We start from the raw sequence: 19,811 nt of genomic DNA on the forward strand, positions 1-19,811 counted from the left end.
TCACCTCGTTCCCAGCCTCAGGCTGGGAATGACTTACGGGAGGCTCCGCCTCCTGTGTCTCTACAAAGCGAGGCGGAGCCTCACTCTCGTTACCAGGCAGAGCCTGGTAACGAGAGTGAGGAGCCTACCTACTTATCCATTATGACTATTTTCAACTCCCATAATTGGAAGTAGGATTACAAATTCTGCTCCTTCTTCCAATCTTGAATTAACTTCAAGACTTCCTCTATGTTTTTCTAAAACAATTTGCCGTGCAATGGCTAGCCCCAAACCCGTTCCCTTACCAACAGCTTTAGTCGTAAATAAGTAGTCAAAAATCCGTGGCTTCACATCTTCTGATATCCCTCTTCCATTATTTTTAATATTAATAAAAACTTGATTTTTATCGGGAAAGGCAGAGGGCAGGAGGCAGCTATGAGTCACGGGAATTCTGGCTCCTGCAAGGCTGCCCGCGTGTGAAGGGAACAAGGGTTTAAGACCCCCATTGAACTCCTGTGAGCGTGGCTACCGTTTAGGAGGGGTCTGAATCCCCTTCTAAACGGAACATAGCTGCCATCTGCCATCAGCAAGGCTGCCTTCTTCAACCTCCTGAATAAAAGTTTTAACAGTAATACAATTAGAAGTTTCTTTAATTTTTTCATAACTCAAACCAATATTTGAATCATCCAGAGCATCAATTGCATTTGCCAAAATATTCATAAAAACTTGATTTAATTGTCCTGGAAAAAATTTCACTTTTGGTAATTGACCGTAATTAGTTATCACCTGAATTACTGAGCGGGTTTCGTTAGCTTTCAGGCGATGTTTGAGGATTAAGAGAGCGCTATCAATACCATCATGAATGTTGAAGCTAACTTGATTTTCTGTATCTGCACGGGAAAAAGTTCGCAAACTATTTGATATATTTTTACTACGTTCTACACCCACTTGCATCGAATCTAAAAGTTTAGGTAAATCCGTTCGGATATAATCTAAATCAATTTCTTCCAGTTTAAATTCTATTTCTCGGATGTATTTGTCGGTGAAAAGGAAATAAGCTTTACATCATAGTATTCCCAAAAGTTGGGGGTATTATATCACATAAGACGGAAAATAGATAACAAAACCATGTAGCTCTAATCCTTTCTCTTAAAACCGTTTTGCTTACCTTTACCTTTTTCCCTTACCCTAAACAATAGTTTATGATTTGAGGAGCTTTGGGAATGACCGCAGCAACAGACCCCACCAAGTTGATGAAGCAAGAAGTCGGCAAAGCAGCAGCCGCTTTGGTAGAATCAGGTTCTATTGTTGGGTTGGGTACAGGGTCAACAACAGCATACGCAATTCAGTTTTTAGGCGATCGCCTGAAATCTGGAGAAATCACAGATATAATTGGCGTCCCCACCTCATTTCAAGCAGAGGTGCTATCCAAACAGTTTGGTATTCCGCTAACCACTCTAGACGCTATCGATCGCATCGACATTGCCATTGATGGAGCAGATGAAGTCGATCCCCAAAAGAATTTAATCAAAGGTGGTGGTGCCGCCCACACTCGCGAAAAAGTCGTTGATTACCTGGCAAACCGATTCATTGTCGTAGTGGACGCTGGTAAATTGGTAGATCGATTGGGTTCGGTTTTTCCCGTACCAGTAGAAGTCATCCCAATGGCGATCGCACCTGTGACACGTGCAATTGAGAAATTGGGCGGCAAACCCGAACTCCGCATGGGTGTAAAAAAAGCAGGTCCAGTCATTACCGACCAAGGGAATATGGTGATAGATGTCAAGTTTGACGCGATCGACGACCCCGTTAACCTGGAAAAAACACTTAACAACATTCCCGGAGTCTTAGAAAATGGAATTTTTGTTAATTGCGCCGATTTAGTGTTGATTGGTGAAGTAAAAGACGGTCAACCAATAGTTCGGCAATTGTAATAGGTAGGGGGTAGGGGGTAGGGAGTAGGGGTGTATCTCGTTCCCAGGCTCTGCCTGGGAATGCCGTCCACGAGGCTCCGCCTGGGAATGCCGTCCACGAGGCTCCGCCTCGCACTTCCAGCTAAGTACAGGAGGCGGAGCCTCCAATGAATGCATTCCCATGCAGAGCATGGGAACGAGGGAAGCACGAAAATCGCTTTTCCCTACCCCCTATCCCCTACCCCTATCCCCTAGTTAAATTTAATCTTGTCTATAGGTATTATATTTAGCATCCATTAACCACATTTTTTCGAGAAGACTCTTCGCCGACGAAGAACAACAGTACGATATCTTTTATAAGTTGTCATTCCCAATAGTAGAACTATAGGTAAAGAAATAATAAAAAAGCCTATAAGATTGAGAGTATAGGCATCAGCAGCACCCTTAGAATAAGTATTCACATTTGTGGTTGGCTGAGTGCTGATGTGATGTGGCATTGATACCTCCGGAGATTTTTTAGTGGGACTAACCGAGACTTCACAGAGAACGTTTCATTTTACGCAATACTCCGATAAATTTCCGGGTACATTGCCAAATTCAAGCTCTTTCCCTTTGTGCTGTCATGGTCTTACTGCTTTTATACAGATAAGTCAAGATAGTACAAATACTTAAAATGGAGCTAAGTCTTGTATTTTTTGTCGCAGTATGGTATGTAAAAAATGAAATCCATTCTTTACACGGACAGAATATTTGAGATGGACTAACGTTTTAACATACAACCAAAAATCCAAAATCCAAAATCTAAAATTTAACGTCTAATCATGCTTTACAGACGATTTGGGCGCACAGAATTAAAAATGCCAGTTTTTTCCTGCGGTGGCATGAGATATCAGTATAAATGGCAGGATGTACCACAGTGGCAAATCCCTCGCGATAACCAGGAAAATCTAGAAGCGACGATTCGACGGGCAGTAGAATTAGGAATTAATCATATTGAAACCGCCCGTGGTTATGGTAGTTCTGAAATGCAGTTGGGAAAAATCTTGCCAACTTTTGAGCGCGAACAGTTGATTGTTCAAACCAAAGTCAGCCCGAAAGCTAATGTTAAAGAATTTCAACGAGATTTTGAAAAATCGCTAAAAAATCTTCGCTTGGATTATGTTGATTTACTAGCAATACACGGTATCAATAATGCGGAATTATTGAATGATAGCATTCGTCCTGGTGGTTGCTTGGAGTTCGTGCGTAAACTTCAAGCACAAGGAAAAGTGAAATTTATTGGTTTTTCTACACATGGTGCCACAGACATTATTATTCAAACAATAAATACAAACCAGTTTGATTATGTCAACTTACATTGGTATTATATTAATCAAACCAACTGGGCTGCTATTGAAGCTGCAACCCGCCTCGATCTGGGCGTATTTATTATTAGCCCATCGAATAAAGGAGGGATGTTATATGAACCGCCACAAAAACTTGTAGAACTTTGTAAGCCTTTAAGCCCAATGGTTTTTAACGATTTATTTTGTTTAAGCGATTCTCAAGTTCATACATTAAGCCTGGGTGCAGCTAAACCACAAGATTTTGACGAACACTTGAAAACATTAGATTTACTAGACAACGCATCAGAAATTTTGCCACCTATTTTGGCTAGGTTGGAAGAACAAGCAATAGCGGTTTTGGGAGAAGATTGGGTCAAAACCTGGCATATTAATTTACCAACCTATGAGAAAACCCCTGGTTATGTGAACATTCCAGTGATTTTGTGGTTGAGAAATTTAGCTTTGGCATACGATATGCTGGACTATGCCAAAATGCGTTACAACCTGCTTGGCAATGGGGACCATTGGTTTCCTGGTACTCAAGCAGACAAAATACGTCAATTAGACTTGCAGGAATGTCTCAGTCGCAGTCCTCATGCAGAGAAAATTCCTCGCTTTTTAGTAGAAGCACATCAGATGTTAGCAGGTGAAGCAAGACAGCGATTGTCACAAAGTTAGATAGTGGTTAGTTGTTAGTTGTTAGTTGTTAGTTGTTAGTTGTTAGTTGTTAGTGTTCAGGTGGTCACTGGTTACTGGTCAGGTGGTCAGGTGGTCATTGGTCACTGGTCAGTGGGAAAATAAGGACTGCTCAATGAAAACATTCGTCGCAGTAAAGTTTTATGAGTGTTAATCGTCGTCATTTCTTGTTTTTACTAGGGTCTGGTGCTGGGGTTTTGGCGTTAGATGCTGGTACTTTTGCACAAAACACTCCCAGAGGAAACCAGCCTAGTTCTAATGTACCAGGTGCTATTCAACTACCACCACTACCTTACGCGTACAATGCGTTGGAGCCTCATATCGATGCAAAAACAATGCAGTTTCATCACGATAAACACCATGCGACTTATGTAAAAAACTTGAATGCGGCATTTAGCAAACATCCAGAACTTAAGGGGAAAAGTGTTGCAGCCCTTCTGAGCAACTTAAACAATGTACCAGAAGATATTCGCACAACGGTACGTAATAATGGTGGCGGTCACGTGAATCATGCGATGTTTTGGAGAATTATGAAGCCAAAAGGTGGTGGAGAACCTACAGGTGCGATCGCATCCGCTATCACAGAAAATTTTGGCAGTTTCGCAAGTTTTAAAAAGCAGTTTAATGAAGCTGGCGGCGCTCGTTTTGGCAGTGGTTGGGTTTGGCTAGTTCGTACTAAAAATGGTAACCTTGCTGTGATGACCACACCCAATCAAGATAGTCCCATAGTTGAAGGAAACTACCCAATTATGGGTAATGACATATGGGAACATGCATATTACCTCAAGTATCAAAATCGTCGTGCTGATTATTTAAATGCATGGTGGAACGTCTTGAACTGGGATGAGATTAACAAGCGTTTTGCTGCATCCAGTAAAAGGCAGTAGGGGACTCACGATCCTCATTTCATCCTGAAAGGGGAACTCAAGTTCCCCACTTACTTTTTCAACTTTTTTCCTAGTAGTTTAGGAGTCATTTTTTCTGGAATACCTTCTATCCTGCCTTCCGCACCCCAACGCTCGCAAACGGTAATTACTGAGTGAAATCTCCAAAAGAAGAGTAAAACTATACGATTTTTCTGATAGAAACAGGCGAGAAAGCGTGAAAACTGGGATATGAGACATCCAAGTCATTCTCAATTATTAGCAATAAGACGGTAAGCGGTGCTAACGCTAACCCCAAATCCTCAAACGTTCAAATTCGTAGTGTGACACTTTAGGGCTAGCTGCGGTACGGAAGGTAGGATCTATCTCCTCCACTCCATAATATGCACTATCTCTAACAAATAACTGTTATTTCTCAGTAAGCAACTGTGCTTTATTAGACTATATCTACACTGTTCTATCGTTTGGCGATTGGCAATTGTTGACAATCACTGCTACCGCACAGTCTTGAGGCTCTCCACACTGGAGCTAAACATATCAGTAAAAATGCTCATGACGGTGCGCTCCCTAATCTTAATATTGGTACTCACCGACATCCCGGTTGGTTCTTAGCCAAGTGATAACGCCTTCCACCACAGCCATTGCTATCAATAGAAATCCCAACACATGGAGGGTATTAACACCGTTTTGGATAATAACTTTATCAATAATGACTTGGGTAATGAGGGGGTTAGCCAATCCCAAGAGTTGTACAAACAAGGAAGCAATAAAAACTTCGATAAGTACTGTACGATGCTTTTTGATAGCAGGAAGAAACCAACTCAAACCAAAGCGACTTTTGGGCGTTTCTTTTGTAGGTTGCAGCAGTAGTACTTGACCTTCTTCCCCCCAAATATCGGCAAATGCTGTGGGGTTTAAACGTCTGATGCCCTGTTCTGGTATTGCCAAAACCAATTCTTTGGAAGTAGCTTTGTAGAGAATGGCGAAACTGTCCTGCCAGGGGAGGAGTGCTGGTACTGGTAGGCGAGGGACACTGAGTGCTGGAACTTGTACCAGTTGGGAGGTGAGCCCCATCAGTTCGGAGAGCGCACCGCACAGTTGAATGGAAATGCCACCCGTGCGCTGAAAGTTGTTAACCAAGGCGCGTTTGATGACATCTCGCTTGAACGGCATTCCCCAGTACTGAGCTAGCATTTGGAAGCAGGCGACGGACGCATCCACCGGACCTCTGCCACGAACGTGAGGGTATTTGACCGATTGGGGGCTTGGTTCTTCTGGTTCCTCCGGACGTTCTGAAGCGTAGGGTGCATCTTGCCACAAGGAAGAGGGGGAGAGGGCGGGAGAGTGGAGGGAGGAGGAAACAGTGTCCCCTGATATTGTTAGTTCCCGCAAACCAATGAGACGAACTGGTTTGTCAGCTTCTACTTTAATGTATGCTTGTGGGTCATGGGAGTTTAGGCTACAGCCTACAGCATAATTGGAACTACCGCCACTCACTAGCCACAGGAAATTGGGGTCTAGTTGTTGAAGTGGCGTTGTGCCTGAGGGCAAGTTGAGGACAGTAGCTGATGCGTGATGCTGAATTGCCAGTTCTTTAAGATTGGCATTCCCCTTAGCCCTTCTTTCTAGTTCTGCACCCAAGAGGTCATACACTTCAATTAGGGAACAGTGATTGCTATATGCGTCTCTTATCGCTGGTTCGAGTTCTAAAAGTTCTCGAAAATCGGTTGCACTTAGGGTAAGACAGAGGGTTTCACTTGATGCGATCGCAGTTTCACTTGCAACACCCCTCACTAAGCTTGCAGCGCCTAAGAGTGCTCCTGATTTCAACGATTGCAGTGTTTCTGGAACTTTGGCTCCGGGTGCGTAACCGATAAGACGCGCTCCACCTGAGTAGATAATGACAATTTTATCGGGCATGGTTTCTCGTACAAAGATGGCTTGCCCCATGCGATAGCGTAGTGGTTGGAGTTTAGAGGCAATGCGTTCAACACTCCTGACATCCAGCTGGTTGAAGGGGTGGTATTGAGCGAGAAAATCAATAATAGTGGTAGTGCTGGATGTCATCTTGTGAGGAGAACTGGGGTAGGTGTATCGTTAAGAATAGTTGGTTGGGCATTGCGAATGGCTTCTGCAAGCATTGTCTCAAACATCTGATTGAGCAGAAACGCACGCATGGCATCATCTAACTGGGCGCTGATAAATTTCTCCAATCGTAGGATAACTACCCATTCTCCTAACTTGGTTGGTGGTAGCAGTTCTCCCGGTTGGGAGGTGGAAAGCAATTTGGCGATGGTAGGATGGGGTTGTGACAGGGGAACCGGACCTAGCAATCCTCCTGTTTGTGCTTCTGCACCTTGCGAGTATTCAAGAGCACATTCAGCGAAGGTCTGTTCTCCTGCTAGTATGCGAAAGAACAGTTCTTGAGCAACTTCCATGGAAGGAGTGCGGATGAGGGAATAGACAACTTTGTCTAATTGGGATTTATTATTGAGAAATATAGATTCAATCTTCGCTCCCCATGTGGCAATTTTGAATTTCTCAATCCTGAGTTCTTTTGTTGCTAGTGCTTCTAGTTGCTCGGTTGTCATCCCATAAGCTAGCAACCACGTTTGAAGTAGGTCAGGTGTGGTAATTTGGTTCTTCTGGTAGAACTGCTCTTGGGCGCTCTTTTTCTCTTCCACAGTCAGTGTAACAGGAGCAATAGCAGAGTCGATTATCATGGAGCCATAACTGGGGTAGCATTTGGTACTCAGCTAGCAGGCGAAAAACCTCTGCTTCTGTAATTGTGCGATTCCCAAATTGGAGAATTTGAGCCATAGAGAGTTTGGGTAGATGACAGAGTGGGAGGATGAGGTGGTGAGGGGGTGAGGTAGTGAGGTGGTGAGGTGGTGAGGTGATGGGGTGGTAAAATTCTCCCCATCTCCCCATCTCCCCATCTCCTCATCTCCCCATCTCCTCATCTCCTAAACCTTTCACCAAATAGCAAGAGGGAGTGTTGTTTTTGGTACAAACTCCCAATTGCATGATGGCTTGTTGGTTATCTATATCACAATGATAAGTACACGGAATTTGGTTGTAAAGTTGGCAATTGAATGCGTGAAAATACTAAGTGGCTGCTCTATGAGTTGACAATGGGGATGTGGAAAGGCTACTGTACTAATCTGGAGTGAACTTTCGGGTTTGTCTATCCCAAAATGTAAATACACAGAGAGTTTTGAGCAAGCGCGTACAAAAATCCCACGCAGGGCACGGTGATCCAATGTAATTATTCACTCCCCCCCCTGCAAAATCCTCGAAACCCCTGATTTATCGTTGAGAGGTAGGGGGGAGTGTGAAAGGTTACATCCAATGGATCCAATTACCTACAAGTACCAAAAAATATCACCCGGAAGATAACTTGTCTGGTTACATTCGCTACTTTTCCTCTATATTGTTACGGTTCTGATTTTTTTCAAAATATCTGGATAGGAAATCTACGATCCATTTCCCCAGAGTCATGTCTTTAGATGTCCAGTTAGGAACTTGCTCTTCATCAATTCCAGCACCTAAAGTTTCTTCAAGAGATAATACAAGCTCTAGCATATCCCACCCAGGAGTTGGCAAGTTTATTAAGTGTCTAAAGCTATCATCTGGATACAACTTCTCAGGAGATAGTCGATAAGCTTTGCCTAATTCTGTTCGGCAACACTTCACTGTTTTTCTCGCCACCTCACCTGACAATTGCAGCCTGTGGAGAAATTCCTCATCGCTCATACCAGAACGCTGCAAAATCTCATCTAGCTTTTTAGATTGATTAAACCAAAAGTGCATAAACTCCTCCCTTGAGTTCTCTCTAGTTACCTGTAGAGAAATATTGGTCATACGACTTTCGGATAAAAGATCCAGAAGCGTAGCCGACAGTGAAGCCGAAAAGAAAATGTAGTGTCATAAACGTGGTTGATTGTACAGATCGAAACAAGATAGCTCTATTTGCAGTGTAGAGTTCTCCAAAGGCTTGGGTCATAGCATTTCTTCTCCATATCGCTCCACGTACAAGCACATCATCTCCAATTGTCAAAGCTGTAGTAAAAGCTGTGCCAAGTGCAACTTCGTAATCTGGTTCTAATATACCGCCTGTGAAACCAAGTCCAAAACCTGCTAGCAATGCGGCTTGACTTCTTGAATGTGTAGCTATTGCTTTCCTGAACAATTGCCGTGCGCCAGTTTGAATAATTGGTCCTAACCCAGCTGGAGTCAGATAGATAGCCCCACCAAGCATAGCTCCAGCAGCAGCTCCACCAACTGCTCCTACTAATGCAAACTTCAAAGTTTCTTTGCTGAAGACTTCACCTGATTTACTATAGCCGTAGTATCCACCTCCTGCTGCACCAGCGAATGCACCAATAATTGCACTACCAGTCAACACCTCTGTTAATGTGAATTTTCCACTTGGATCAGTCCCGTTAACGGGGTTAGCATGAGTATAGATGTACTTATGTAGCGTCAAAGGTTCACCCAGCCTACCTTCATAGGTATCCCGTCTAGTAAACCGCCCAGTTTCAGTGTCGTAGTACCTAGCCCGTAGATAGTAATCACCTAAATTGGAGTCATACTGCTCGCCAGCAAACAGATACTTGTTACTTACACTGCCAGTAGAATTCAGCAGTTCCCCGTATGCCTCATAGTTGTAGGTGTTTACAACACTACCACTTGCATCAGTGAGCGCTCGCGTGCTGCCCAATCCATCAACATGGTAGAAGGTGCTCTTGATGCCCTGTTTCTGGGAAATCAAGTCCGAGCCGTAAGTATAGGACGCTTGCACCGCGCCATAGGGGGAATACTCTTCCAACACTTGACCATAGGGTTGAACAGTATCAATCAGATAACGAGTTTCTTGATTGTTCACTATCGATGCAACCCGAATACCCTCATCGTTGTATCGATACTGCATTGATTGAAGCACGACACCTGACGAATTCTTAAGCGTTGCGGTACTCAAACGGTTCTCGTAATCCCAGGTATAGGTGGTTGTAATGCCGTTTTCGGTCTTTGTTAAGGTATTTCCATTGTTGTCATAGGCATAACTAGCAATAACTTTCTGATTGACCTTTTCGTTCTCTAGCCGATCGTTGGCATCGTAAGTGTACACCGTATCTGTTGTGACAGCATTCACGGTTTCACTTTTGGTCTTGCGGTTACCTACTTTATCATAGGTGTAGTCGTAGACGCGGTTACCATTGACAGCATCGGTGATTTTTTCTTGAGTTAACTGATACAAGTCGTTATAAGTGTACTCAACAATACGTCCGCTATTTTCTTCCACCTTCCGTCGATTGCCCACAAGATCGAGTGTGTAGGTGTAGCTGGAGATAATTTCACCAGTTGCTTTTTTGTTTTCCAAGACCCGCAGGCGATTGAGCTCGTCATAGCGGCGAACTTCTTGTGTACCGTTGGCAAATTTTGTCAGAAGTAGATTGTTCACCCCATCGTAGTCGTAGTCTGCCGTGACAATGTTGTTCTCAATCACTTTGTCAAGGCGGTTGCGCTTATCAAAGGTGTAGTTCACCGTACCACTCGGTGTGGTAACTGATGTGCGATTGCTTGCAGCATCGTAGGTGTAGCTGATACTTCGGCTGGCTCCACTAATGGTATCAGTGCGCTGAATGAGGCGATCGCGCTCATCGTAATCACTGTCATAGGTCGCCGTTGTCACGTTACTTGCATTTATGAACTTAACAACGTCCTGTAATCCGGTGTTTGTGTAGGTGTATGTGACCTTTGAGCCATCTCCAAACAGCTTTGAGGTCATGCGATTTTGGGGGTCGTAATCGTAGGTAATGGTACGGCGATTGAAGTCAGTATAAGTCCTGAGATTGCCTACCGCATCATAGGTCGTGTCAGAGCGTTGACCCATCGGCAGAATGACTGCCGTGCGCCGACCAAGCTTATCGTATTCGTAATTGGTGCGGCGATCCTTGGCATCCTCCATCCAGATTAAGTTACCGACCTCGTTGTAACCATACTCAGTCCAATCTCCAAAAGCATTTTTCACCCCAGTTAGACGACCCAGCGCATCGTAGCGATACTCTGTGGGCTTCCTGTTTTGGTCAATAGCCGCGAGGAGCCGACCTAATGCATCATACTCCTGAGTGGTGTAACTCTTATCGTGGAAGTGGGTTTCTTTGAGCCGTCCCAAGTCATCATATTTATAAGTAGTAGTGTAGTTGAGCGCCGAAGTTTGAGAAACAAGCTGTCCTGCCAAATCGTACTTATAAGTTGTTTTGGGATTATCAAGTGGGTTTGCAGCTTGTTCATCAGCGTTCAGGATTTCAGTCTGGCGACCAGCTGCGTCGTCACGAAACTCAGTACGATTGCCAAGCTCATCAATTTGCGCTTTTACCAAAGAAAATGGATAAATTCGAGTTAGGACAAGATGCTCTCAAAATATTTCTCGATAGGCTTGGGTAAGTCGCGCTCCTCTAATTTGCTAGTATCTTGAAAAAACTTAAACATCGATGGATTTAGCAGAACTACAGTAGTATCTCCCTCTTTACCTTCTTCTCTCAGTACGTAAAAGCTTTCATTACTATCTGCTTGAGATAGAATAATATTAAGCATCAACAGAATTCTTGCAGTAACAACCCGCCATTTCAAACAATTTTGAGTGAATCCCGATTTAAATTCGTAAGGACAAATTAAGAAATCACCTACATTGGTAATTAGATGAGAATCTCCCTCAGAATCCTCATATTCATTTACATCCTTGATGATAACGCCACATCTGCTTAAACTATTGCATAAGTAATCATCTTCAAATATCATCGGTGGATATTCATACAAATCCTCTTTATCGAAAGGAAAGCAACGATGTGGTGGTAAAGGTCTGTATAAATACAAGAAGTTATCGCTCTCGTCTGTCGCATTATGCATCAGTTCCTCTGCTTCTGAAGATGATGTTATATCCAATGTATTCAAGCTTGCATATCTTCCGTCCCTTAACCAAACGGAATTATTATTCAACTGTAACGCCTGAATTATGGGAACTAAAGTTGGATCTTCGTAAGAATAAAAACCAAATTCTTCCAAATTTTTCAAGATTTCTTTCATCTCTACCTTACTTTCGTTAACCAGATCTATGATTTCGTAACACTATGTAAATTTTCAATGACTAATCAAGTTTTTCAATTGAATAAGTTTCTGCAACGCATATCACTTCCAGGATTGTAACCTATATAGCAATCCTAAATCATTCAGGAGAGAGAAAATTGCTGAAATGCTTGTAAATACCTACTTTTGCTCTCCGTATTTTCTCACGTTTCAATTAGGATTGCTACACGTATTAATTTACTGAAGTCAACATAGCCGTAGATAACAAGTATTTCAAAGCTGTTGTAGAAATACAGGAATTCCATTAGGCATTGCAGGAACACCATTTTGATATACCTGAAATTCTCCAGGTATCCCAGTTGGTACTTTAGAAAGTTTTCCAGTGGTGCCAGTAGTAATTTTGGATAAATCGGTTGCTGTAATTATTTGCCTTTCAACTTCAGGAAAGACTTGATCCCCACGCTTGTAGACAGTTTCAAGCGCGCTCCTAGTACCAACCATTTTCCCTCCTGGATTAATTGAATTAGCTAATTGTACAGGAGTTAACTGTGCTTTAGCTTCAACAAAAATAAGTCCATTTTTCCCTTCAGACACGAAATCAGTTACCTTACCAAAAGTTCTGGATGGAAGGAATGACTTTAACCCTTCCAGGTATTCATCACTGATGAAAGGCGGTTTAAATCCCTTAGAAGCCATAATCCTGGTTGGAAAAAGTCGGGAAGTGCAGGTTTTGGCATTTATAATTGCAGGTTGCAACACTTAGGGTAAGACAGAGGATTTCACCAGAGGAGATCGCGGTTTCACTTGCAACACCCCTCACCAAGCTTGTAGCACCCAAGAGTGCTCCTTCTTTCAACGATTGCAGTGTTTCTGGAACTTTGGCTCCGGGTGCGTAACCGATAAGACGCGCTCCACCTGAGTAGATAATGACAATTTTATCGGGCATCATCTCTCGCACAAAGATGGCTTGTCCCATGCGATAGCGCAGTGGTTGGAGTTTTGAGGCGATGCGTTCAACACTCCTGACATCCAGCTGGTTGAAGGGGTGGTGTTGAGCGAGAAAATCAATAATGGTAGTCGTGCTGGATGTCATCTTGTTAGGAGAACTGGGGTAGGTGTATCGTTAAGAATGGTTGGTTGGGCATTGCGAATGGCTTCTGCAAGCATTGTCTCAAACATCTGATTGAGCAGAAACGCACGCATGGCATCATCTAACTGGGCGCTGATAAATTTCTCCAATCGCAGGATGACTACCCATTCTCCTAACTTGGTTGGTGGTAGCAGTTCTCCCGCTTGGGAAGTGGAAAGCATTTTAGCGATGGTAGGATGGGGTTGTGACAGGGGAACCGGACCAAGCAATCCCCCTGTTTGTGCTTCTGCACCTTGGGAGTATTCTTTAGCACATTCAGCCAAGGTCTGTTCTCCTGCTAGTATGCGAAAGAACAGTTCTTGAGCAACTTCCATGGAAGAAGTGCGGATGAGGGAATAAACAACTTTGTCTAATTGGGATTTGTGATTGAGAAATATGGATTCAATCTTCGCTCCCCAAGTGGCAATTTTGAATTTCTCAATCCTGAGTTCTTTTGTTGCTAGTGCTTCGAGTTGCTCAATTGTCATCCCATAAGTTAGCAACCACGTTTGAAGTAGGTCAGGTGTGGTAATTTGATTCTTCTGGTAGAACTGCTCTTGGGCGCTCTTTCTCTCTTCCACAGTCAGTGTGACAGAAGCAATAGCAGAGTCAATAATCATGGAGCGACATAACTGGGGTAGCATTTGGTACTCAGCTAGCAGGCGAAAAACTTCTGCTTCTGTGATTGTGCGATTCCCAAATTGGAGAATTTGAGCCATAGAGAGTTTGGGTAGATGACAGAGTGGAAGGATGAGGTGATGAGGTGATGAGGTGATGAGGTGGTGAGGGCGTGAGGGGGTGGGGTGGTAGAATTCTCCCCATCTCCTTACCTCCTCATCTCCTACACCTTTCACCAAATAGCAAGAGAGAGTGTTGTTCTTGGTACAAACTCCCTATTGCATAATGACTTGTTGGTTATTTATATCACAACGATGAGTCTACTTAATTTGGTTGTGAGGTTGGTAGTTGAATGCGTGAAAATACTGCTATAATTTTGTGAATGGCTTTACAGTACTCATGTGGAGGGTACTGTAACAATCAGCTTTTTTCTAAGCTAAAAAATTCTTGTAACCAGTTTTGGAGTTTCATTCAATGCTCTTAGTATATGGGTAGACGCCGAAAGGTAGAGTCGAGGAGAGTGTTGCCACTCCACCCACTTGAAAACTGGCAACAGAAAGAATAAGTAAAAATAATTTATATCTGTAGCAAGTTATTAGCAAGCGCTCGCTTGTGTCTACTCCCGCGCCATTGAGGGAATACTTTTCCAGCACTTGGCATAGGGCTGAACTACTAAGATTTGGTTATTTTCGATACTTCTTCAATAGATTGATAGTATCTCCAACAGTATAAACGTTCAGCCATGCTGGATCTGGAATATCAATACTTAGTTGCTGCATTAAGGGTATAGCAAACTCAAAAGTAAGCACGTCTGAATTAATTTTTAAATCCTTAATTAAACGATCTGATAGCTTTAACTCTCTTTCTGGATCACCCAAAATTTCTCTAAGAAGGCTAAAAACAGCTGCTTCGATATCTGAAGTTTGGTCTCCTTGCATAAATCTCCTCTTTTTATTTTTCCGAATTATTCAAGTAGTTAACGATTGAATATACATCGTAAGCTAGAAGTCCTATTGCAGCCAACTGGTGGACTCTACCTACTATTCTAAGTAATCTGTCACTTCCTAAGATTCTACGAGTGGGAATTCCTAAAACTGTAGGGGGGAGTGGGAGTCTATTCCACCGTGATTGTTCAAAGAAGAGTGACAAGATACTGTATGGGCTTGTAAACGGGCTTCCGCCGCCAAGGATAGGAATCCTTCGTGGTCCTCGATACCAAGAGGGCATCCTTTGAAGAACTTCTCTTACTAGTGCTTTAGGAACAGGTATTCCTCCTCCATAAACCAAAGCTCGAAGTATGTAATCTTGAGGTCCAAAATTAGAGAAAAAGTCAAGAACACCTTGAGTAATATCTATTCCGGTTGGTAAATTTAATACTACGTAATCCTTGAGTATTTCTTCACCTGCATTTAGGAAATCAGTAACAAAGCTGATAGTATCTATTGCATCCAAAATACTTTGAATTTTTTGAATGCTAGAGATTTCAGTGAGACTGAACAATCCCGTCGGATCGGTAAAATTAACCGGATTGTCATTAGTATAAATGTACTTATGCAGGGTTATTGGTTCGAGTAACTTACCCTCATAGGTATCTCTCCTAGTAAACCGCCCAGTTTCAGTGTCGTAATAGCGTTGCCTGAGATAGTAATCTCCTAGTGCTGAGTCATACTGCTCGCCAGCAAACATATACTTATTACTCACACTGCTAGTAGAGTTCAGCAGTTCCCCGTATGCCTCATAGTTGTAGGTGTTGACCACATTGCCACTTGCATCAGTTAGCGCTCGCGTGCTGCCCAATCCATCAACATGGTAGTAGGTGCTCTTAGTGCCCTGTTTCTGGGAAATCAAGTCATTGCCGTAAGTATAGGACACTTGTACTGCGCCATTGGGAGAATACTCTTCTAACACTTGACCGTAGGGCTGAACAGTATCAATCAGATAGCGCGTTTCTTGATTGTTCACCACCGATGCAACCCGAATACCATTATCGTTGTATCGATACTGCATTGATTGAAGCACAACACCTGATGAATTCTTAAGCGTTGCGGCACCCAGACGGTTCTCGTAATCCCAGGTATATGTAGTTGTCATGCCGTTTTCGGTCTTTGTTAAGGTATTGCCATTGTTGTCATATGTATAAGTGGCGATAGCTACCTGGTTAACCTTCTCGTTCTGTAAGCGATCATTGTTATCGTAGGCATACTCTGTAAGAGTTGTCACACCATTCACGGCTTCCTTCTTAGTCTTGCGGTTGCCAACTTTATCGTAGGTGTAGTCATAGATGCGATTCCCGTTGACCGTATCGGTAATTTTTTCTTGGGTCAACCGATATAGGTCGTCATAAGTATAATCAACGCTACGCCCATTGTGTTCCACAACTTTAGTACGATTGCCAACCGCATCTAAGGTATAGGTGTAGCTGGAAATTATCTCACCACTAGCTTTTTTGTTTTCCAGAGACTGTAGGCGATTGAGATCGTCGTAGTGGCGAATTTCCTGTGTCCCGTTGGCAAATTTTGTCAGAACTAGATTGCTCACTCCATCGTAGTCGTAGTCTGCTGTGACGATGTTGTTCTCAATCACTTTGTCAAGGCGATTGCGCCGATCAAAGGTGTAGTTCACCGTACCACTCGGTGTAGTAACTGATGTGCGATTGCTTGCAGCATCGTAGGTGTAGCTAATACTGCGGTTTACTCCACCAATATTATCGGTGCGCTGAATGAGGCGATCGCGCTCATCGTAATCACTGTCATAGGTCGCCGTTGTCACGCTACTCGCATTTATGAACTTAACAACGTCTTGTAATCCGGTGTTTGTGTAGGTGTAAGTGACCTTTGAGCCATCTCCAAACAGCTTTGAGGTCATGCGATTTTGGGGGTCGTAATCGTAGGTAATGGTACGGCGATTGAAGTCAGTATAAGTCTTGAGATTGCCTACCGCATCGTAGGTCGTGTCAGAGCGTTGACCCATGGGCTGAATGACTGCCGTGCGCCGACCAAGCTTATCGTATTCATAGTTGGTGCGGCGATCGAGAGCATCCTCCATCCAGATTAAGTTACCGACCTCGTTGTAACCATACTCAGTCCAATCTCCAAAAGCATTTTTCACACCTGTCAATTGACCCAGCGCATCGTAGCGATACTCTGTGGGCTTCCTGTTTTGGTCAATAGCCGCAATACGCCGACCTAATGCATCATATTCCTGAGTTATGTAACGATGCCCGTGGAAACGAGTTTCTTTGAGCCGTCCGAGATCGTCGTAGACAAAGGTGGTGGTATGGTTAAGAGCATCAGTTTCAGAAATGCGTTGTCCTACTTTGTCGTACTTATAAGTTGTTTTGGGATTGTCAAGTTGGTTTGCAGGGGTGTCATCCGCGTAGATAATTTCAGTTTGCCTCCCTGCTGCATCGTAGCGAAACTCAGTACGATTACCAAGCTCATCAATTTGAGCTTTCACCAACCCATCAGTGTAGTAGATGGTTTCAGTTTTAGGATTGTCCCACAGTTGAGGTGAGAGATTTTGGTCATCTGGTGTCTTATCGGGATAAACCGTAAAACGCAGTTCGCCGACTTTGTCATAAATATACCTCGTCACCCGCCCCAGTTGGTCGATGGTCTCGATTTGGCGACCCGCAGCGTCGTACTTGGTTTTTATGCGTGGATTGTCATCCTTTGTAGTGCTCGTGTTGTCAGGATAAATTGTCTCAACAAGCTCACCTTTCTCGTTATAGACATACTCTGTCCTTCGAGCGAGTGCATCAATAACTGCCGTTTGCCGACCAAGCTTGTCGTACTCGTAGGTCGTAGTCCGGTTTTCGGCATCGGTCATTGTTCTGAGGTGTCCCTCTTTATCATACGTCCACTGAGTTAGCAGTGTTTGCACGCCAGTCGGTGTTGTCCTTGTCCTGGTTTCGGTAAGTTTGTCTCCGTTGTTGTTGTAGGTGTAAGCAGTTACTTTATCGAGTGCATCAGTTACAGTAGCAACATTTCCACTTTTGTCGTAAGTGAACCGAGTGGTTTGTTGAAGTGCATCTGTGACCTTGAGGAGTTGACCTCTGAGGTTATAGCCGTAATTTGTAGTCTTTCCAGATGCATCAGTCGTGTTGAGTAAATTCCCCTTATCATCGTAAGTATTAATTGTCGTGCGCCCCAACGGGTCAGTCTCAGTTAGCAAACGACTGTTCTTGCCGTAGGTGTAGGTAGTTTTGTAACCTGAAGGTTGCTGCTCAACGATCTTTTTACCTGTGGCATCAGTGATATAACGAGTGACAATACCTACTTCTTCTGAAAGCCTGTTACCAAGTGCATCGTACTTGTATTGGGTAGTAAAGCCAATTTGGATATTATCATTTGGATTGGGGTCAGAGCGGTCTGAGATGACAGTTTCTTCAAAGAGATTGTTGTCGTCCTTATACTTGCGTTTGGCGATCTTACCTTCAGCATCGATTTCGGTAACAATGTTACCGCGAGTGTCGTATTCGTAGATTGTCAGGTTACCGAGTTGGTCTTGAACTGTTTGCACAGAGTTGGCTGGGTCGTAAGCCATCTGTACGGGTTTACCATCAGCACCGATAATTTGTTTGATCCGACCATCATCCCAGTACTCAGTCTTAACTCCAGTTCTGCCCAATGGGTCAATGATTTTATCGAGGTAGTGCAGCTTTTTACTGCCATACTCCATCTTTGTCGTATTGTTCTCGCGATCCGTAACCGCAATCAAATCGCCCTTCGCATCATAGTCATATTTGATGAGATAGCTCATTGGGTCTTTGACTGAGGCAATGCGACCTTGTGCATCGCGCTCAAAAGTGATTTTCTGACCGTCGGAGATCGTAACCGCATCATCCGTATATGTCAAGGTATTCCCATTTGTATCCGTAACTTTCAGTAAATCCCCCGTGTTGGCATCAATTTCATAAACCCTTCCTTCTTTGGTTGTCAATTTATACTTGCCACCAAAGTATGGGTCGGCAGGGTTAAAGGCATTGCCAGCAAAACCGTAGTATCCTGGAGTATCTTTTCCTGGAGTCATGAATCCACCAAATTCAACACTCAACTTATTTGTGACACCCGCATCGGCAACAAACTCCGGCGTGTATATATATTTGGCGAAGTTGAGTAATGGTGTATCGTCGAGCTGCTGGACTTGCTTGGGCTTAAAGGTAAATCCTTCTCGCTTACCTCCTGGCAAAGTAATGTATACCCTTGTATTCTCCTTGAAGGGATTCCATACACCCAGTTCTTTTTGCAGTTCATCTGGAGGTGCAACACTGGTACGGAGGTCGGTATCCCTAAACTCCATCCTCCAACCATAGCCAAAGTCGTCAGTGGTGTTGGCGGTCAGGGTATCGTAAGTACGGGTTAGGGTAATAGGGATGCCAGTCACAGGAACTGTGAGGTCAGTGAAGGACAAGCGGAAGTTACCGAGTTTCAATTCGCCTGCAACATCAATTGTTTCTTCGACAACTCTGCCATTGCCATTCGCATCATAAGCACTCAGGCGCAGTCGGTAAGTGTCGTTTTGCAGCAGTGAGGGGTCAAATTTACCCAAAACGTTGTTGCTAACTGTCGTGGTGCCGCTTCCAATTGTCTTAAATTCGCCCCCCGCAAGTGGTGCTACCTCAAGAATGTAATTGATGAGGTTATCATCGCTGACAGTACCGATGATGTTAGTCGGTGCGGTCACGATGCCGTTGGGAATGTTACTTAAGTTGAGGCTAATGTTGGGTGGGGGATTGTTGGGGTTGGGATTGGTAACCAAAACGTTCCATGTAGCCGATTGTCCCTCATTCAATGCCGTGTCAGTTGCTTTGGCTATGGCAGAAATATTTCCGGTTTGGGTCATTTTTACCTTTGCCATGCCGTTGGGATCGAGTTGGACAACTGTGCCGTTCACCAACAGTTGCAAGGAAGCAACTTTGATATTATCTGTTGCCTTAGCAAGGAATGTGACTTCTGACCCGACTTTAGCAGAGTCTGTATTGGCAATCAAAGTGGCTTGAGGTTTGATAGTATCGGCAGCAACAGTTATGTTAAACTCGTGCAGTTTGCTACCACCATTATCGTCACTGACGGTAACCGTCACCTTATGGGGAGTGGTGGTGGTGATTTGACCTAGTGTGGGAGTCCAGCGCAATCGACCGAATGCATCAATCTTCATGCCCTGTCAAGGGATGCAG

Annotated in this window: 17 protein-coding genes; 3 read left to right on the plus strand and 14 right to left on the minus strand. The window is 43.7% G+C overall.

Features of this window, described 5'->3' with window-relative positions:
* Positions 1–132: 132 nt before the first annotated feature.
* Together F7734_RS16800 and F7734_RS16805 are read right to left on the minus strand one after the other, a co-directional pair.
* Positions 133–423 (minus strand): ATP-binding protein, encoded by a 291-nt coding sequence (locus F7734_RS16800; RefSeq protein WP_347566217.1) that lies wholly within the window; start codon positions 421–423, stop codon positions 133–135.
* A 111-nt stretch (positions 424–534) separates the two neighbouring features.
* Entirely contained in the window at positions 535–933 is a 399-nt protein-coding gene (locus tag F7734_RS16805) for a HAMP domain-containing histidine kinase (RefSeq protein WP_155745768.1), read from the minus strand.
* 269 nt (positions 934–1,202) lie between these two features.
* On the opposite strand from F7734_RS16805, the gene rpiA reads away from it, so the two are divergent.
* Complete coding sequence (gene rpiA, locus F7734_RS16810) at positions 1,203–1,913, plus strand: ribose-5-phosphate isomerase RpiA (protein ID WP_155745769.1); 711 nt, start codon at positions 1,203–1,205, stop codon at positions 1,911–1,913.
* Positions 1,914–2,188: 275 nt separating this feature from the next.
* Here the strand turns inward: rpiA and F7734_RS16815 are convergent, their stop codons facing one another.
* Positions 2,189–2,389 carry a hypothetical protein gene (locus F7734_RS16815; RefSeq protein WP_243146920.1) on the minus strand — a complete coding sequence of 67 codons (201 nt, stop codon included), beginning with the start codon at positions 2,387–2,389 and terminating at the stop codon, positions 2,189–2,191.
* 324 nt (positions 2,390–2,713) lie between these two features.
* Here F7734_RS16815 and F7734_RS16820 point away from each other — a divergent pair, with 324 nt between their 5' ends.
* Both F7734_RS16820 and F7734_RS16825 read left to right on the plus strand, forming a co-directional pair.
* The gene (locus F7734_RS16820) at positions 2,714–3,895 is read left to right on the plus strand and encodes an aldo/keto reductase (RefSeq protein WP_155745770.1); all 1,182 of its coding nucleotides are present in this window, start codon (positions 2,714–2,716) and stop codon (positions 3,893–3,895) included.
* A 161-nt stretch (positions 3,896–4,056) separates the two neighbouring features.
* Positions 4,057–4,800 carry a superoxide dismutase gene (locus F7734_RS16825; protein WP_155745771.1) on the plus strand — a complete coding sequence of 248 codons (744 nt, stop codon included), beginning with the start codon at positions 4,057–4,059 and terminating at the stop codon, positions 4,798–4,800.
* Positions 4,801–5,370: 570 nt separating this feature from the next.
* Here the strand turns inward: F7734_RS16825 and F7734_RS16830 are convergent.
* The 11 genes from F7734_RS16830 to F7734_RS63530 form a co-directional block, all read right to left on the minus strand.
* Complete coding sequence (locus F7734_RS16830; RefSeq protein ID WP_347566218.1) at positions 5,371–6,864, minus strand: cysteine peptidase family C39 domain-containing protein; 1,494 nt, start codon at positions 6,862–6,864, stop codon at positions 5,371–5,373.
* Positions 6,861–7,520, minus strand: coding sequence for a peptidylprolyl isomerase (locus tag F7734_RS16835; protein WP_347566219.1), 660 nt, complete (start codon positions 7,518–7,520; stop codon positions 6,861–6,863). The genes F7734_RS16830 and F7734_RS16835 overlap by 4 nt, the downstream gene beginning before the upstream one ends.
* 29 nt (positions 7,521–7,549) lie before the next feature.
* Complete coding sequence (locus F7734_RS62035; protein ID WP_207714122.1) at positions 7,550–7,744, minus strand: hypothetical protein; 195 nt, start codon at positions 7,742–7,744, stop codon at positions 7,550–7,552.
* 470 nt (positions 7,745–8,214) lie between these two features.
* A complete protein-coding gene (locus tag F7734_RS16845; protein ID WP_017748973.1) occupies positions 8,215–8,610 on the minus strand; it encodes a hypothetical protein in 396 nt (131 codons plus the stop codon).
* Between the two features lie 22 nt (positions 8,611–8,632).
* Positions 8,633–11,182, minus strand: coding sequence for an RHS repeat-associated core domain-containing protein (locus F7734_RS16850; protein WP_243146921.1), 2,550 nt, complete (start codon positions 11,180–11,182; stop codon positions 8,633–8,635).
* A gap of 20 nt (positions 11,183–11,202) precedes the next feature.
* Complete coding sequence (locus tag F7734_RS16855; RefSeq protein ID WP_155745772.1) at positions 11,203–11,886, minus strand: hypothetical protein; 684 nt, start codon at positions 11,884–11,886, stop codon at positions 11,203–11,205.
* Between the two features lie 273 nt (positions 11,887–12,159).
* Positions 12,160–12,480: a hypothetical protein gene (locus tag F7734_RS16860; protein ID WP_155745773.1), complete on the minus strand. Its 321-nt coding sequence runs from the start codon at positions 12,478–12,480 to the stop codon at positions 12,160–12,162.
* Positions 12,481–12,571: 91 nt separating this feature from the next.
* Entirely contained in the window at positions 12,572–12,979 is a 408-nt protein-coding gene (locus F7734_RS16865; protein WP_207714120.1) for a cyclic nucleotide-binding domain-containing protein, read from the minus strand.
* Positions 12,976–13,734 (minus strand): peptidylprolyl isomerase, encoded by a 759-nt coding sequence (locus tag F7734_RS16870; RefSeq protein ID WP_155745774.1) that lies wholly within the window; start codon positions 13,732–13,734, stop codon positions 12,976–12,978. Before F7734_RS16870 ends, F7734_RS16865 begins: the two co-directional genes overlap by 4 nt.
* A 582-nt stretch (positions 13,735–14,316) precedes the next feature.
* Entirely contained in the window at positions 14,317–14,571 is a 255-nt protein-coding gene (locus F7734_RS16875) for an acyl carrier protein (protein WP_155745775.1), read from the minus strand.
* 13 nt (positions 14,572–14,584) lie between these two features.
* On the minus strand, positions 14,585–19,792 hold the full coding sequence (locus tag F7734_RS63530; protein WP_243146922.1) for an RHS repeat-associated core domain-containing protein: 5,208 nt from the start codon (positions 19,790–19,792) through the stop codon (positions 14,585–14,587).
* Between the last annotated feature and the right edge of the window lie 19 nt (positions 19,793–19,811).

It is taken from the genome of Scytonema sp. UIC 10036 (assembly GCF_009725235.1).